Origin of the sequence: Alkalihalobacillus deserti (assembly GCF_020734105.1) — a bacterium.
GTDB classification, from domain to species: Bacteria; Bacillota; Bacilli; order Bacillales; family Bacillaceae_D; genus Halalkalibacter; species Halalkalibacter deserti.
Genome location: NZ_JAJAFR010000005.1, coordinates 323,275 through 340,275 on the forward strand (window position 1 = coordinate 323,275; position 17,001 = coordinate 340,275).

The window sequence follows — 17,001 nt, forward strand, 5'->3', positions numbered from 1 at the left end:
TGAATTCAATGTACGGGACGTCATTCGCTCTTTGGGGCAGTGGCAAAAATACGGGATTACGACTGTTTTGGAAGCCAACAATGGCAAAGAGGCAAAAAGATTGATTGAACGGGAATCCCCGGAAATCATTTTTACAGACGTAAAAATGCCCGAAATGAGCGGTATTGAATTAATCGAGTGGTTAGATGCTATATCTTATCCGGGTAAAGTGATTTTGGTCACGGTGTGTGACGACTATTCATACATGCGTAAAGCGATTCAGTACAGTAGCTTCGATTATTTGTTGAAACCGATTGAAGCTGAAGCGCTAAATAAAGCATTGTTCGGAGCTGTTAATGCTTGGGCTAATGAAGAGGAGGAACGCCATAACAAAGAGTCGGGCTTCTATGAAGATGTCAAAAGTTTGCGTATGAACCGGGTGGTGACGGCAGCTTGTAACCGCGAGCCTTTTGACGCTGGACAAATTGCCTCATGTCTTCCGCAAGCTGATGTATACGATCTTGCTTTAATTTCCTTTTACCAAATGCACGATTCCGATTCTTATATTCAGTTGTTGGCTAATGAGCTATGTGATCGGGAGTGGGGGAATGCATTTGCGTTTCTGAACGACTATAATCTCTGTGTGGTTATTAATGTACATGGCAAGTCGGTAGCGGTAGAAGAATGGATTAGTCATCACTTTGATGTCCCCATTCGTCTTGTTAGCGTTCCATTGAACTCATTGGAAGAACTACCTACGTCTTTTCAAGCTGCGCAAAAAGAAATGGCTGATCAACATTTCAGATCCATACACCGATTGACCAATGTGGATGATGCGATGCGCATGCATGACATGGTTGCTTATGTTGAGAAGTATTATACAGAAGAGTTGAGTTTGGAAAAACTGTCCAACCGGTTTTTCCTGAGTCGCGAACATATCTCAAGAAGATTCAAACAAGAAAAAGGAGTGACCCTGTCAGAATACGTCACTCAACTAAGAATTGAACAAGCGAAACAGTGGTTAATTCAAACGGACGAGAAGGTGTACTCGATATCCATAAAGCTTGGATATCAGGACGGAAACTTCTTTTCGAAGCTATTCAAAAAAATGGTTGGGATGACACCGATCGAGTACCGGAAACACGGCAAGAAGTGCTAAAGCAGAAAAACTAAAAATAGATCCGTTTTCGTCTTTTAAAACAAGAAGTATTTATAAATAGTTACATTTACCTGAGGGGGAGACAATGAAAAAAAGGATTATTTTGCAAATGTTTTGGACCGGTATGCTCATCCTATCACTCTTCTCGTGTGAGGCTGACAATGGAACAGTGAAATCAGAAACGATAAGTGAAGATCAGAAGACCACGTTGGAAGTGTGGAATCGGAAAGTCGAAATTTCCACACAGTTCGAAGAGATGGTTCTGGCTTATGAAAAGGAAAACCAGGGTGTGGATATTATCGTTCGTACCGTAGGCGGAGGGGTCGATGACCGCAGCGATCTAATCGCACAGTTAGCTTCTGGAAGAGGTCCTGATATATTTACGAACGGTGGATATGAAGAGGCCAAAATGTGGAGTGACTATTTGGAAGATCTTTCTGATCAACCTTGGGTTGAGAATGCGTTTGAAGATGCGCTGGCATCCATGAAAATCGATGACGCAATTTACGGAATGCCGATAAACCTTGAAGGATACGGATTCATTTATAATAAAGATTTATTTAAAGAGGCAGGCATTGAAACGTTGCCAAAAACACTTACGGAATTAATAGCAGCAGCAGAAAAATTGGAAGCAGCGGGCATCATGCCTTTTGCAAACGGATATTATGAAAAGTGGAAATTGGGTCATCTTTTAAATATTGCCTTTGCGCAACAGGAAGATCCGGATGCCTTTATTAAAGGCCTGAATGACGGAACGCAAGAAATCGAACACAATCAAAAATTCAAAGATCTGGTCAAATTGTTGGATGTAACGATTATATATGGCAACGAGAATCCGTTGACTACGGATTACAACATGGAAGTGAACCTGTTTGCCACTGGGAAAGCAGCGATGATTCAGCAAGGTAACTGGATTCAACCAATGATCGATCAACAAACGCCAAATATGAACATCGGATTTCTGCCAATCGCGATTAATGACGATCCTAAAAACGATGCCTTAGCGGTCGGTGTACCCAATTACTGGGTTGTGAATAAACAATCGACCCCGGAGAAGAAGAAAGAAGCAAAGAAATTTTTAAACTGGATGGTTTCTTCAGAACTAGGAAAACAATTTATGACGGAACAATTCAAATTTATTCCGGCGTTTAAACATATTGAGACCAACCATTTAGGACCGCTCGCAGACGATATTATTCGTTACACCATTGAGGAGAAGACGTTGTCCTTCAACTGGTTTAAATACCCTGGGGGAGCAAGGGATGAGTTCGATCATGAGTTCGGGCTTGCCATGCAAGCTTACGTAGATAAACAGCTTAATCATGATCAATTGCTACAAGAGTTGCAGAAGTCGTGGGAGAAGGCTGCGAGGAAGTAATTTATCATCCCGCAGAGGTGATCCTCCTTATCAACTCATTTCTTCGACACCGATGCGGCTAGGTAAGACCAGCCTAAAGAGAAAAAGTAGAAAGAGTACCACTGTCCGCTCTAGCCAGTGCTCTTTCTATTTTTTTTGTCCAAGTGTAAACGAAAAAGCAGCCGTAATACCATCCTTCTTATATAACTCGTTACAGTCCATTGATGCGGGTTTCCTTCGATCCAATGCTTCAATGTGAAGTGAATGATATAAAATTTATTATTCCAAAGTCCTTCCAAAAGATATCATACAGCATCAATTTAAGACTAAATTCTCCTCAATTTAAACCGTATTTCAAAAAGGTAGATTTAATTATAATTTAAGATGTAAACGAAGTATGGCGGGATTGTTACTGTTTTTCTACAGGAAAACCAAAATTTATAAGACGAACCGTACGGTACGGGAATCTATGAACCTTTTAGGTCTGTTATCCCACCAAACAAAAAGATAGGAGGTAAGAATGAAAAAATAGTTGTTTGTAATAGAAAAAAGATTCATCAATTCAAGGGAGGAAAGAACAAATGAAAATGAAAACTCGTAAAAAGGTAGGGAAATTAGTTTTGTGTGCTGCGATTTTAGCGAGCGGTTTGACAAGCATTAGCGTTGCTGCGAGCTCTAACTGGAGTATTGAGGATGATTACACGTCGGCCTGGTCCAGACAGCAAGCTGAGAAAGTGGCTCTAACGGAAGAGACGACAGCTCCAATCATCGATATGGACTTTGAAGACGTAGCTCCGGATGTGTGGGTTTGGGATACGTGGCCCCTTCAGAACAGAGACGGTTCACTTGCGAACGTGAAAGGCTACAAAATTGCATTCGCATTGGTTGCACCTCGTACTTATACTTGGCATGACCGTCATACTGAAGCAAGAATCGGTATGTTCTACTCTAAAAACGGCAAGGATTGGACTTACGCTGGAATTCCATATGACTATGACAACGCGTTAGGACATATGCAATGGGCTGGTTCTGCTATGTTGGACGAGAAAGGGAAAGTGCATTTCTTCTATACGGCAACCACTGATATGAATGCCAATGGTGGTAAAGAATTTAATAAAGACGGATGGGTGCAAAGAGCTGAGCAACGTCTCGCTAAGACGACATTTGATATCAGTGCAGACAAAAATGGAGTACATCTGACGAATGAAGGTGATCACCAAATCCTTCTTGAAGCAGACGGCCATCATTATGAAACGATCGAACAGTTCCAAGAGCACGGAAATATCATCACTGGGTTCCGCGATCCGTTTTTCTTCCAAGATCCGAATACTGGCGAAGAATACATTATTTGGGAAGGCCAGGCAGGCACTAACAGAAATGATTTAAAACCGGAAAATATCGGTGATAAAGAATACCGCGATACTCATACCGTTGCGGATCATGCGAAATTTTACAACGGAAATATCGGGATTGCGAAAGTGCTTGACAACGATATAACTAAACTGGAAATATTACCACCACTTCTTGAGTCGGTTGGGGTCAACCATCAGATGGAACGTCCGCATGTTGTGGTAAAAGACGACACTTACTACCTACTTACGATCAGTCACGAATTTACGTTTGCCCCAGGCTTAAGCGGTCCTGATGGATTGTATGGCTTTGTCGGTGAGGGAAGCTTGCGTACAGATTATAAGCCGGTCAATGGCACTGGTCTGGTTGTTGCCAATCCAGCGGAAAAACCATTTCAAGCTTATTCTTGGTGGGCGGCTCCGGATGGTCAGGTCATCAGCTTCATTAATGAACCTTTAGACGAGAATGGTCAGGTTCAATTTGGTGGAACTTTTGCACCGACGCTGAAGGTATCTTTTGACGGAGACACAACAAAGATCGTGAAAGAAATGCAAGCTGGAGAAATCAAACCATTCGGTCCTTACGGTAGATCTTTACGCTAAAAGAGTAAGTACGAAGGGTATATGTAATGGGTGAACCAAAATTCTTGAAACGAAGGAGCGATAACATGTCTATCCAAAAAAGTTTTCAAAAAAAAGGGAAAGCTCTAACGAGTCTCGCTTTGGCGACAACCCTTGCTGTTTCTGCGCTTATTCCTGTTCACGCCGAGGTCGCGGACACGACTGTTAACTGGACTCGTGAACAAGTATCAAAAATTGAGCTAAATAAAGATAATACCTTACCTTATCTAGATATAAGTAAACTAGAGAAATTTACGGAAGATTATCATATTTGGGACTCATGGCCACTAACTGATCGCGATGGAAATATCGCTTCAATTAAAGGTTGGAAAGTGTTGTTTGCACTATCTGCTCCTAACGATGTGCTACCAGGTAAAGTACATGACATTGCAACAATCCGCTATTTTTATTCGAAAAACGGGAAAGATTGGACACTTGGTGGAACACTTTTCCCTGAGGGAGCTTCATTAGGTTCTCGTGAATGGGCTGGATCTGCAATGACGGATGACGGTAAAATACACGCATTCTATACAGCAACTGGACATAGAGGTCAAGAGCCTTTGACGTTTGAACAGCGATTGGCGATGGCTACAGGTGATATCGTTGCTGACAGCAAAGGAGTCCGTTTTGAAAACTGGGGTGATCACAAGATCATTTTAGAGCCGGACGGTAACTATTATCAGTCAAGAGAGCAAGCTCAGCAAGGTGAAGGCGGAGGCTATGCTTTCCGTGATCCTATGTGGTTTAAAGACCCAAAAACCGATAAGGAATATATTCTGTTTGAAGGGAATTCAGGCGGTGCTGTAGATGATCGCACATTTAAACAAGAATATGCAGGAAGTACTGAGTACACTAGTGAAAACCCAGTTCCTGCAGGTGCTGTACATGCGAATGGGAACATCGGTATTGCAGAGGTAGTTGATGGCGACCCTTCAAATCTTAAAATGCTCCCACCGCTTTTGGAAGCCAATTATGTAAATGAAGAATTAGAACGTCCACATATCGTTGTAAAGGATAATAAATATTATTTATTCACTGATACCCATATCAATAAATATGCTGAAGGGCTTCAAGGTCCTGAAGGTCTGTATGGTTTTGTTTCTGATACATTGATCGGTGGTTACGAGCCGTTGAATGAAAGTGGTTTAGTTTTAGCTAATCCTCCGGAAAATCCATACCAAGCCTATTCATGGCTAGTTCTTCCGAATTTAAATGTAGTAGCGTTTGCTCATTTTGGGGATTTAGGTGATATGTCCATTAGTGATGTTGGAAATCAGTCAGATGAATTCCAATTTGAACATTTTGGAGGAACATTGCCTCCAACCGTTAAGCTTTCCATCAAAGGCGATACGACCAAAATAGGAAAAGAGTTTAGTCCTGGTTGGATTAAGCAATAAGAAAATGATAATAGAAATGGTCGGCTAATCGTACAAATATTAGCTGGCCTTTCTGTTCATTTTAAGGAAGTATGAGTCTATGATTGACTGAAGAATAGGGGGAACATAAATGGAACGCAAAAGAGATAAGAAGGGTAAGTTTTTTTTAGCAGCAATGATAAGTCTTTCTGCTGTATTCGCTCCCTTTGTAAGCACAGGTGTATCTGCCAAAGAAAATATGGATCCTTCTAATTGGACTCGTGAAGATGTTAGTACTCTTTCAATGAATACTCAAAATACGGCACCTACTATTGACAAAGACGAACTTATTCAAATCACATCAGACTCTTATATTTGGGATACTTGGCCATTGCAAGAAAAGAATGGCCATCCAGCTGTCGTCAACGGCTTTAAAATTATTTTTGCTTTGTCAGTGCCTAAGGATGTCCTTCCTGGGAAGCGACATGATACAGCTGAAATTCATTATTTCTTTTCAAAGGACGGGAAGAGCTGGGAATCCGGTGGCCCTGTTTTCAAAGATGGAGAAGCATTAGGCTCAAGACAATGGGCTGGATCTTCGATTGTTCACAAAGATGGGAAATTACAATTTTTTTACACCGCAACAGGTAAGAAAGGTGAAACTCACCTAAGCTATGATCAGCGAATCGCAACCGCAACGGCAAATATAAAAACAACGAACACAAGTGTGACATTTGAGGATTGGTCCACACATGAAATCATTCTTGAAGCGGATGGAGAACACTATCAAACGAGTGAACAAACAGGTCCTCAAGAATCTTCATATGCATTCCGTGATCCTTACTTTTTCCAGGATCCAAAAACTGGGGAAGAATATCTTTTGTTTGAAGGAAACTCCGCAGGGACACTTGAAAAGAGACCATATAAACATGAATATATTGGCTTGGCGAAATTTCGTCAAAACCATGTGATCCCTGATGGATCAAAAGCGTTTAATGGCAGTGTGGGTATTGCCAAAGCAACGAATAAAGGTTTGTCTAAATTTAAATTGCTGCCACCATTGCTAGAAGCAAACTATGTAAATGATGAACTAGAGAGACCAAGTGTGATGGTAAAAGGAAACAACTATTATCTTTTTGTAAAGACGCACAGTGAGAAATTCGCCTCCGGCCTTAAGGCACCGGAAGGGTTATATGGATTTACTTCAGATTCCCTTTTTGGAGGCTATCAACCCTTGAATGAAAGTGGGCTCGTCATCGCAAATCCGACCGATAACCCGTATCAAGCCTATTCTTGGATGGTTATGTCGAATGGCACCGTCATTAGTTTTGTGAATTATGTGGATGTGGATGATAAAGATATTTATGAAATTGGCGAGCAATCACCCAACTATCAAATGGAACATTTCGGTGGAATGCTGGCACCTTCATTAAAAATAGCGATCACACGTAATGAAACCAAAATCCTTCATGAAAAGAAGCAAGGGGTTTTTAAATAAGGTGAGACTTTCATCAGTTGGTTATTTTTCAACCCCCCCTGATGGCTAGCAAGACTTATCAAATTTTACCTGCCTGATTAGGAATAAACGAGAAGGACAAGCAATGGCGTTCAGTTTTTTTACTGAGCGCCATTGTATATAGTTCCTTTTAGAACGGTCATTATCTTTGTACACTTTACTAACCTTGCAGACGTTGGTCTTCTAACTCCTGAATATCAAGTTGAACATTTTGGTGGGATGCCCGCGATTGCTTTAAATCATGACCGTATGCATATGGTGATATAGGACAAGGTGTCATCAAATAATGATCGAGTCACCCTTTTATGGTTAAAGTGAGAGGCTGCTTTCATCTAATTTTCATATAGGAAAGTGAGGAGCATCATGAAACGTTATCTATTCATCTTTTTTATTATTGTTACAGCACTAATCATCTGGTTTAAGACCGAAGAATTAAATAATGAGCAAGAGCAAGTTGAAGAGGAGCCGCCTGAACTACAACAAGAAGATGAATCTTTAGAGGATGTGGCTGCCGTATGGAAATTTGATGAAGGAACAGGTACAACAACCGTTGAAACACGTTCCAATCAAGAGCACCACATTCAATATGTATTTAATGAAGCAGTAGATAAACCGAGCAGCGATCCTCTTTGGAAACAAGGGGTTTCTGGGCATGCTTTGCTGTTTGATGGCTACTCAACCTGGGTTTCGGCAGATACATCGGGACTAAATCTTCCAGAAGATGCGATGACCATTGATGCTTGGGTGGCGCCTCGTGCGTTTGAATGGGGAAATGAAGGAAAGCTTTCTTCTATTATTAGTTTTCATAATCAAGAGGAAAATCAAGGCTTTCACTTAGGTGTCTTTCGTCATGGAACATGGTCGTTCCAATTTGGTACAGGTGAGGAATGGTTCGAAGTGTGGGCAGATGAGGAATTTAGACTTCCAAGAAATGAATGGTCCCATCTTGTGGCTGTTTTTTCTCAAGAGAGAAATGAAGTCGTCCTTTATCGTAATGGCGAACAAGCGGGCCGTCTAGAGATTCCGCCTCATACTCAGATCGCCTTACCCGATCAAGAACTTCGAATCGGAAAAAATAATGACCCTGCTAAAATAAGTGATACATTTGATGCGAGTCTGTTTAATGGGTTAATTGATGAGGTGAAACTTTATCAAACAGCACTTGAGCCGCATATCATTGTGGAGCGTTTTGATCAATTCTTTGGTGAAGAGCTTCCTGACCCTAGTTCGGAACTTGCCTGGGACAGAAGCAGATATGAGGGGGATCGTCATCGACCCCAGTACCATTTTACACCCCCAGAGCATTGGATGAACGAACCGCATGCCCCGCTATATTTTAACGGACAGTACCATTTATTTTATCAGTTTAATCCAGCTGGTCCTTATTGGGGCGGTATTCACTGGGGACATGCAGTCAGTGATGATTTGATTCACTGGAGAGACTTACCCATTGCCTTAGCCCCTGAAGCAGATCAAGTCGACCCTGATGGTGTATGGTCTGGCGATTCGATTATCGATGATGAAGGCAACCCAGCTCTATTTTTTACCGCAGGAAATGATAGCATGAGGCCAAATCAAATGACAGGTCTAGCAAGAAGTACGTTTTTAGATGATCAAAATCCTGATTTAGTTCATTGGATCAAGCATCCAGAACCCGTAACCATTCAAGAAGAAGAGATTCAAACGGAAAAAGGAACGGTTTGGCATGGTCAATTTAGAGATCCGTTTGTCTTTAAATCTGGAGATAAATGGGTCCAACTTGTGGGTTCAGGCATAAAAGATGGCGAGGAGTCAGTTGGAGGAACGGCGCTTGTTTACACATCAGATAACTTAATCGATTGGCATTATGAGCATCCTCTTATGATTGGAAATGTCCTCAACTATCCGGAAACGGGTGATGTGTGGGAGCTTCCCATTCTATTACCGATTGGGAAAAACGATAGCGGTGAAGAAAAATATGTTTTTCTCATTAATCCATGGTTTGACGGCGATAGTGAATATGCGGTGAAATACGTCTGGTATTGGATCGGCTCGTGGGATGATGAAACCTATCAGTTTATCCCTGATCAAGAGGATCCGCAGTTGCTAGATGTCGGCGAACACTTTACAGGACCAAGTGGAATGGTCGATGATAAAGGCCGAGCCGTTGTTTTTTCGATTACACAGGATAGAAGAACGGAAGAAAGTCGGTACAATGCCGGATGGGCACATAATGCTGGTTTACCAATCGTCCTTTCGCTTCGTGACAATCACCGTCTAGGAGTGGAACCTGTTCAGGAAGTAGAACGTTTAAGAGAAGAACACCTTTATGCACTCGACACCCCTTCTACCATAGAAGACGTGAACCAACAAATAGCAGACCTCAGTGGAGACATGCTTGAAATTGAATTAGAAATTGAAAGAAAAGAGGCTCAAAAAGTCGGGATAAAAGTTCGTCAATCACCAGATCAAGAGGAAGAAACGCTCCTATTCTATGATTTTGACGAACAAATGATGAATGTCGATCGGGAGCGCTCCAGTCTTTCAGATCATGTCGAAAAAGGAATTCAAGGAGGAAAGGTTGAGTTTGAAGACGACCTTTTACGCCTCCGTATCTTTCTTGATCGCTCCATGGTTGAAGCCTATATTAATGGCGTAAACAGTTTAACGACACGCGTCTATCCATCAAGAGACGATTCTCTCTATTTAGAATTATTTTCAGAAGGAGAGTCTGAAGTGCAGAAAATGAATGTATGGAGAATGGGAAGTGCGTATTAATAAGAATTAAAAAGGGTTAGACCCCGATTGCAAAAGTAGAGTGAACTGAAAAGGGAAAATCGGAAGTCACAAAATAAGTCCATCGAGGAAGCGGTAATGGCTCCGCACGTTGCGCGCCTGCTACGAGAACCCCACTCATAGCAGGCACTAAAACCAGGAAACGGCTACGCTCATTGCTTAGAGACCACTGAAAAAGGTAAAAAGCAACCTTTTTCAGTTCGCTCGCAAAAATACAGGGGGGACTGACCCTTTTTCATGAAAAGGTGCCTTTGAAAAAAGTGCCTGCCCCCCAGTGAGGTGATGCATTAAAGCGTACAAGCCAGGTGCCCGATAAAAGCGTCTGATCATTACGTCGTTTCTCCTTTTATCAGTTCGACATCAACAATCGTGTTGTTCGGTTTTTCGTCATCCTTGTCTTCAATCATCTTAATTAGGGTAGAGCATAGTTCTCGTCCGAGTCGATCAGCTGGTTGCTTTATTGTTGTTAGCTTTGGATTCTGTAACATCCGGGTAAAGGAATTGAAATCATATCCAACAATTTTTAGTTGCTTCGGTACGTTAATCTGTTTTTTTTGTGCATGGATATAAAGAGCGTAAGCCAACATATCATTGCTGCAAAACACGCCATCAAAATTTGTGAGCTCATGTGACACTTGTTCTTCAATAAATTGCTCGTAATTGTAGTATTCAGAGAATGAATGTCTGCTATATTCTTTTTCGATGACTTTAAAATGGATATTGTGTTTCATGCACGCCAGTTTAAAAGCATCTGCACGTCTATTTGGCAACACATCGATATCGAGCGGGCCGGATAAATGCAAAAGGTTCTTGCAACCGCTTTCGATCAAGTGTTGCGTTGCAATCGTACCGCCGTTAAAGTTATCAGATCCTACATACGGGATGTCTTTTGACATGATACGGTCAAAGGATACAATCGGAAGCTTCACCTTTCGATATTCTTCTATATCTAATGTTTGGCTGCACATAATAATCCCATCGACTCGATTTTCCTTGAGCATTCCTATATATTTTGTTTCTTTTTCAGCTTCATCTAACGAATTGCAGATCAAGATTTTATAGTTGTTTTTATAAGCGAATATCTCAATATGTTTTATTAATTCAGCGAAAAAAGGATGTTCGGAGTCAGGAACGATCACGCCTAATAGGTAGGATTGGCTTTTTTGCAGTGCTCGAGCAATTTGATTTGGAGAATAATCAATATCAGCCATGGCCTTTTCAACTTTTTTGCGTGTCTCTTTACCGATATAGCCTCTGTTATTAAGCACACGTGAAACGGTTGTGACAGACACACCTGCTTCTTTTGCAACATCTTTTATATTTACCATAGTTATCTCCTTTATTTAGAATTCAAAAAACAGACGCTTTTTATTTAAAATGCAGACAAGAATCGAATGAGAAAGTAAAAGCTCTTCCATTTCAATCTAATCTTCTGACTTATTAACAAGTGTAGCATAGATGTGGTAACGTATGACACATTAATTTTTTAATGATGGATATGATAGAAAAGGCACTATAATTAGCGTTTTACCATACCGTACCATAGTTTTATAGTCAATCAGTTAGAAAAATAGGTAGAGTTAGTTTGAAAGATGGTAACGTAACCTTAAATTTATACGATTTTATCCAATTTTATGTGTTTTCTAGTGAAATGAAATATATTCTATCTTGTATAATCGTTGATTTAATACGGTTTTATTTAAAATCACAAAAAAACATGTGTTTAATTTTTATGAAAACGTTTGACATATAATTAGTTATGGATATATACTTTGTGTAAACCCTTACATGAGGAGGTGTGAATGTACAATTTGAAATTTTAAGGTTGCTAGTTTCCTAAGTCTTTGAAAAAAACAATCATCATATAGGGGGGAAGTACTAATGACTAGAGCTAAGTTAGCTTTTGTATTAATGCTTATTGTTAGTGTTATGTTAGTAGCTTGTAATAATAATCAAGATGTTTCAAATGCAAGTGATGAAAGGGAAAACGATAACGCAAATGATGGCAACAAAGAAGAAGTTGCTGGAGTAGTTGAATTAGATATGTGGATCCATCAATCTGGTGAAGATGAGACGAACTATAATAAACAACGCATTGAAGATTTTAATGAAGCTCATGAAGGTGAGATTCAAATCAATGTTGAGGTTGTAATGGATGATGGCGGTAGCTCATACAATGACAGCCTGAACGCAGCTTTAGTTGCTGGGAATCTACCAGATGTATTAGCGCTTGATGGTCCTTTTGTTGCTAGTTATGCAGATGCTGAGATTATTGCTCCTGTTACTGATTACATCTCAGATGAAGACAAAGCAGATTTTGTTGATTCGATTATTGAACAAGGTACGTACAACGGGGAGTTATACTCGTTAGGTGCGATGGAATCTTCCGTTGTTCTTTATTACAATAAAGAAATTTTTGAAGCAGAAGGAATTGAAGCTCCAACAACGATTGAAGATGCATGGACTTGGGACGAGTTTATGACGGTAGCTAAGCAATTAACGACAGAAGATCGTTTCGGACTTAACTTGTTTATGGATTATGGTGTTGGTGAGTGGTATACGTATATGGGTGCACCGTTTGTTTGGTCAAATGGAGGAGCGTTAATTTCTGAAGATGGCACAACGGTTGATGGCTATCTAAATGGACCAGAAAGTGTTGAAGCGCTTGAATATGTGAAGAGTTTGTTTGAAGAGGGCGTTGTAAGCTTAACCCCTTCAGAAACGCAATTTGAATCAGGGAAAGCTGCAATGGCCCTTGGAGGACCTTGGATTGCTGTCTCTGCAGAAAATGCAGGTCTTGACTATGGCATGATGCCTTATCCGTATAGTGAAGTTCCAAAATCTCCATCAGGTAGTATGGCTTATGCGATTTCATCACAAGCTGAACATCCAGAAGCAGCGTACAAAGTGATGCAATGGATGACAAATGAAGAGTCAACAATTGGATTATCTGAAGTAACAGGAATGCCTCCTGCTCGTAAGTCTGCTTTTGAAAGCATGGAACCATACAATGAGTTACCAAAGAAGATTATGCGTGACCAAGTTGTTAATACAGCACATGCTCGTCCTACGACACCGGCATACCCTGTATTAACAGACGCATTTGCACAAGCATTTCACGCAGTAGCGCTTGGTGAAGATCCTCAAGAAGTATTAGACCAACAAGTACAACGTGTAGAACGCGAACTACGCAGATTTAACAAATAAAAGAGATTTTCCAAAAAGGTCGCATTTTACCTTTTAGGAAAATCCCGAAGCAATGAGCGGAACCGCTGCAAGGTTTTAAGTCTTCTATGAGCGGGTTTCTCATAGAAGACGCGCAGCGGGAGAAGCCATTGCACCACCTAAAGTGAGATTGAACACACTCAGTATTAGAGGCGGCTTCAAACCTCTAGTACTGTTAAATGCCTGATGTGGAGTGATAGGTAATGAAAACTGAGAAAAGTTTGAAAATGAAGAGTCAGATAAAACCAAAAGTACGTTTTAACTTCAATTCTCAAAAGTCACAAGAAACGATAAATGGTTATTTATTTTTACTTCCTGCTTTAGTACTACTAGGAGTCTTTTTGCTTTATCCAATGGGAATGGCTTTTTATTATAGCTTCACAGATTTCTATTTGTTAAAACCGGATCAGATCCAATTTATTGGATTAGAAAATTTCACTTATATTTTCCAAGATGCAGAGTTTAAGCAAGCATTTAAAAATACAGCCTATTTTGCACTTCTAGTTGTACCAATTCAAATGGCTGTCGCGTTAGGGTTGGCCTTATTAATTAATCAGAAATTAAAAATGAAAGTCTTATTCCGTACCGCGTATTTCAGTCCAGTCGTGATGTCGTTAGTTGTTGTATCAATTTTATGGACGTTTTTATATAACCCAAATGAGGGCTTGATTAATGAAATGTTGGGAATGTTCGGCATATCGCCACAACCTTTTTTAACAAGTCCAAATCAAGCGATGAATTCGATTATTGTTATGTCCGTATGGCAAGGGGCGGGGTTCCAAATGTTGATTTTCCTTGCGGGATTGCAAAATATTCCGAAGCATTTGTATGAGGCTGCTTCGATTGACGGAGCAACTCCATGGCAACGACTTTGGAATATTACGTTGCCAGGTCTAAGAAATGTCTCAGTGTTTATTTTCGTTACGATCACCATTGCTGCTGTGAAACTATTGGTTCAACCGATGATTATGACACAAGGTGGGCCATTAGGATCGACGAAAACATTAGTTTACCATATTTATGAAACTGGTTTTAACTATCGGGATGTTGGCTACGCGTCTTCGATGGCGGTCGTTTTTACAATATTAGTATTAATTATTACGATCGTACAACGTAAGGTCGTTACTGAGGAAAGGGGTTGAACGTAATGGAAAAGAATAGAGTAATCAAAAATACGATTCTTTACCTTTTTATGACATTATTAGCGTTCATCTTCTTATTTCCTCTTATTTGGATGCTAGTTTCTTCATTGAAAAATGAATTTCAAATCTTTCAGGATATCGGTTCGATTAAGGCTTTTTTACCACCAGCACCACCAGAGGGTGGCTATTTTGCCAATTACATCGCGGCATTCGAACGTGTTGATTTATTCCGTTATATGTTAAATAGCTTAATATACACAATTGGAATTCTGATTTGTGGGTTAGTTGTGAATTCAATGGCGGGTTATGCTTTATCACGTTTTCATTTTCCGTTACGTCATTTCTGGTTAGCAGTCATCATTGCGACACTGATTATTCCACCAGAAAGTATTTTCTTACCGCTGTATGTCCTTGTTTATGATCTTGGTTGGGTCAATACGTATACAGGCTTAATTGTTCCGTTTATAGCAAATGCCTTTAGTATCTTTCTTTTTAGACAGTTCTTTATAGATTTTCCAAGAGAGATTGAGGAAGCGGCGAAAATTGATGGATGTTCACAGATTGGTATCTTTTTTAAGATCATTGTGCCACTATCTAAACCGATTTTTGCCACTGTTGCGATTTTTACGTTTATTAACCACTGGAATGATTTCTTATGGCCTTTAGTAGTAGCGACTGAGGACCGGATGAGAACGATTCAAATTGGTTTGCAGTATTTCATGAACCAACCACCTATCCAGTGGGGGCAAGTAATGGCAGCCCTTACTGTCACAACGGTTCCGATGTTATTAATCTTTATTTTCTTACAAAGATATTATATTCAAGGGTTAACACATACAGGTTCGAAAAACTGATTTAGATGTAACAACGATTGGGAGTGACTTGCAATGGGGAAAGTGATGAGCTTAGGTGAGCTGTTAATTGATTTTGTACCAAAGGAAAAAGGAAAATCATTAAAGGACGTCATGGAATTTGAAAAAGCTGCAGGCGGAGCACCAGCAAATGTTGTCGCAGCTATTGCAAAACTTGGAGGTCAGGCAAGTTTTGTTGGGAAAGTGGGCAATGATGCTTTCGGGCACTTTCTTGAGGAAGCACTACAACAGGCCGGTGTAGACACTCGTTTTCTTTTAAAAAGTGATCAGTATAAAACAGCGCTGGCCTTTGTTTCGAATCAAGCAAACGGTGAAAGAGATTTTTTGTTTTACCGTGATCCATCTGCCGATATGATGTTATCTGCTGATGAAGTGGAGGAAACGTGGTTTGAAGAAGGGGATATCTATCACTTTGGATCTGTCTCTTTAATCCATAGTCCTGTGAAAGAGGCGACGGTTGAAGCACTTCGGATTGCAGAAGAAAAAGGGTTAACTATTAGTTTTGATCCGAATGTTCGTCTTGCTCTTTGGGATCATGCTGATACGGCAAAAGAGAGCATTCTTTGTTATTTTAACCGGGCTCATATCGTAAAGGTTAGTGATGAGGAGCTCTTGTTTTTAACGGGGATAGAAAACGAAGCAGAAGCTGTTCGCGGGTTGTTTGGTGGAATGAACAAACTCGTGATCGTCACAAAAGGGGCTCTTGGTTCGAGTATCTATACGAATGGTTTTACTTGTGAGGTTGCAGCATTGAAGGTTGATGCGCAAGATACAACAGGCGCAGGAGATGCCTTTGTTGGCGGGTTATTATATTTTTTACAAAAAGAAATGAAGAATAGAAATGTATCATCATTTTTAATAGATGAAGAGAAGGTCAAAGAGATGGTTCATTTTGCGAGTACGTGCGGGGCAATTACAACGACACGTCGCGGTGCGATTCCAGCTTTGCCGGTATTAAGTGAAGTAAAGTAGAACGGGAGTGACGGATATGCAAGTAGGTGGAATAACAGGCGGAATATACAAAGTATGTGACTGGTTGATGAAACTAGCAATAGTAAATCTATTGTGGTTATTATTTGCTTTGGTTGGTCTCGGGCTATTTGGGATATTCCCTGCAACAGTTGCCATGCTATCCGTCCTTAATCGTTGGATCAATCAAGAAGAATGTAAAGTTGTGCCGTATTTCGTTGCTGTATTTAAAAGATCGTTTGTAAAAGCGAATATTTTGCTGGTCTTTGCTGTCATGGTTGGTGCGGTGCTTATTGCAAATTTTTATATCGTTCAAGCGATGGATGGCTTATTACACGTCTTCTTAAAGTATGGAATGATCGTGTTGTTCGTGTTTTATAGCATGATTGTTCTTTATGTATTGCCGATTTTCTCACATCATTCTCAAGGAGTATGGAATACATTCAAAATGTCATTTATAACGAGTGCTTTGCATCCACTTCGTACAGGGGTGTTAGTAGGAGGGTTCGGTCTTTTGTATTTGATTATTAGGTCTTTCCCGGGAATGATTCCATTTTATGGTGTGAGTCTTATTGGAATGTGGACAGCGGTTATTTTATCGCCGATTTTTGAGCGTGAACAGAAAAAGAAACATGAAGGTTTACCGATAGAGAGTGAAAAGATGGTTAAGGCGTAAAGAAGG

The 17,001-nt window shown here is 40.4% G+C and carries 12 protein-coding genes; 11 read left to right on the forward strand and 1 reads right to left on the reverse strand.

All coding sequences use genetic code 11. The features are described 5' to 3' along the window. The first annotated feature begins 31 nt into the window (after positions 1-31). From LDX58_RS12540 to LDX58_RS12565, 6 genes are all read left to right on the forward strand, one after another. Positions 32-1,138 (forward strand): response regulator transcription factor, encoded by a 1,107-nt coding sequence (locus LDX58_RS12540; RefSeq protein ID WP_265416658.1) that lies wholly within the window; start codon positions 32-34, stop codon positions 1,136-1,138. 85 nt (positions 1,139-1,223) lie between these two features. Continuing rightward, on the forward strand, positions 1,224-2,516 hold the full coding sequence (locus tag LDX58_RS12545; protein ID WP_227937167.1) for an ABC transporter substrate-binding protein: 1,293 nt from the start codon (positions 1,224-1,226) through the stop codon (positions 2,514-2,516). 560 nt (positions 2,517-3,076) lie between these two features. After that, a complete protein-coding gene (locus LDX58_RS12550; protein ID WP_227937168.1) occupies positions 3,077-4,447 on the forward strand; it encodes a glycoside hydrolase family 68 protein in 1,371 nt (456 codons plus the stop codon). Between the two features lie 65 nt (positions 4,448-4,512). Next, the gene (locus tag LDX58_RS12555) at positions 4,513-5,862 is read left to right on the forward strand and encodes a glycoside hydrolase family 68 protein (protein WP_227937169.1); all 1,350 of its coding nucleotides are present in this window, start codon (positions 4,513-4,515) and stop codon (positions 5,860-5,862) included. 109 nt (positions 5,863-5,971) lie between these two features. Further along, positions 5,972-7,318: a glycoside hydrolase family 68 protein gene (locus tag LDX58_RS12560; RefSeq protein WP_227937170.1), complete on the forward strand. Its 1,347-nt coding sequence runs from the start codon at positions 5,972-5,974 to the stop codon at positions 7,316-7,318. Positions 7,319-7,699: 381 nt separating this feature from the next. Continuing rightward, positions 7,700-10,093 (forward strand): GH32 C-terminal domain-containing protein, encoded by a 2,394-nt coding sequence (locus LDX58_RS12565; RefSeq protein WP_227937171.1) that lies wholly within the window; start codon positions 7,700-7,702, stop codon positions 10,091-10,093. 347 nt (positions 10,094-10,440) lie between these two features. Here LDX58_RS12565 and LDX58_RS12570 read toward each other — a convergent pair whose 3' ends face one another. Further along, positions 10,441-11,439: a LacI family DNA-binding transcriptional regulator gene (locus tag LDX58_RS12570; RefSeq protein ID WP_227937172.1), complete on the reverse strand. Its 999-nt coding sequence runs from the start codon at positions 11,437-11,439 to the stop codon at positions 10,441-10,443. Positions 11,440-11,992: 553 nt separating this feature from the next. Here LDX58_RS12570 and LDX58_RS12575 point away from each other — a divergent pair. From LDX58_RS12575 to LDX58_RS12595, 5 genes are all read left to right on the forward strand, one after another. Continuing rightward, entirely contained in the window at positions 11,993-13,318 is a 1,326-nt protein-coding gene (locus LDX58_RS12575) for an ABC transporter substrate-binding protein (protein WP_227937173.1), read from the forward strand. A gap of 221 nt (positions 13,319-13,539) precedes the next feature. Beyond that, positions 13,540-14,478 (forward strand): carbohydrate ABC transporter permease, encoded by a 939-nt coding sequence (locus LDX58_RS12580; RefSeq protein ID WP_227937174.1) that lies wholly within the window; start codon positions 13,540-13,542, stop codon positions 14,476-14,478. Between the two features lie 5 nt (positions 14,479-14,483). Continuing rightward, positions 14,484-15,332 (forward strand): carbohydrate ABC transporter permease, encoded by an 849-nt coding sequence (locus LDX58_RS12585; RefSeq protein ID WP_227937175.1) that lies wholly within the window; start codon positions 14,484-14,486, stop codon positions 15,330-15,332. 33 nt (positions 15,333-15,365) lie between these two features. Beyond that, positions 15,366-16,322: a PfkB family carbohydrate kinase gene (locus tag LDX58_RS12590; protein ID WP_227937176.1), complete on the forward strand. Its 957-nt coding sequence runs from the start codon at positions 15,366-15,368 to the stop codon at positions 16,320-16,322. 16 nt (positions 16,323-16,338) lie between these two features. Continuing rightward, complete coding sequence (locus LDX58_RS12595) at positions 16,339-16,995, forward strand: YesL family protein (protein WP_227937177.1); 657 nt, start codon at positions 16,339-16,341, stop codon at positions 16,993-16,995. The last annotated feature ends 6 nt before the right edge of the window (positions 16,996-17,001 follow it).

What these genes read in the sequence shown, in the direction of transcription:
- LDX58_RS12575 (WP_227937173.1), top strand. Translation starts at nt 11,993, where the DNA reads ATGACTAGAGCTAAGTTAGCTTTTGTATTAATGCTTATTGTTAGTGTT.
- LDX58_RS12545 (WP_227937167.1), top strand. Translation starts at nt 1,224, where the DNA reads ATGAAAAAAAGGATTATTTTGCAAATGTTTTGGACCGGTATGCTCATC.
- LDX58_RS12560 (WP_227937170.1), top strand. Translation starts at nt 5,972, where the DNA reads ATGGAACGCAAAAGAGATAAGAAGGGTAAGTTTTTTTTAGCAGCAATG.
- LDX58_RS12570 (WP_227937172.1), bottom strand. Translation starts at nt 11,439, where the DNA reads ATGGTAAATATAAAAGATGTTGCAAAAGAAGCAGGTGTGTCTGTCACA.
- LDX58_RS12590 (WP_227937176.1), top strand. Translation starts at nt 15,366, where the DNA reads ATGGGGAAAGTGATGAGCTTAGGTGAGCTGTTAATTGATTTTGTACCA.
- LDX58_RS12595 (WP_227937177.1), top strand. Translation starts at nt 16,339, where the DNA reads ATGCAAGTAGGTGGAATAACAGGCGGAATATACAAAGTATGTGACTGG.
- LDX58_RS12585 (WP_227937175.1), top strand. Translation starts at nt 14,484, where the DNA reads ATGGAAAAGAATAGAGTAATCAAAAATACGATTCTTTACCTTTTTATG.
- LDX58_RS12580 (WP_227937174.1), top strand. Translation starts at nt 13,540, where the DNA reads ATGAAAACTGAGAAAAGTTTGAAAATGAAGAGTCAGATAAAACCAAAA.
- LDX58_RS12550 (WP_227937168.1), top strand. Translation starts at nt 3,077, where the DNA reads ATGAAAATGAAAACTCGTAAAAAGGTAGGGAAATTAGTTTTGTGTGCT.
- LDX58_RS12565 (WP_227937171.1), top strand. Translation starts at nt 7,700, where the DNA reads ATGAAACGTTATCTATTCATCTTTTTTATTATTGTTACAGCACTAATC.
- LDX58_RS12555 (WP_227937169.1), top strand. Translation starts at nt 4,513, where the DNA reads ATGTCTATCCAAAAAAGTTTTCAAAAAAAAGGGAAAGCTCTAACGAGT.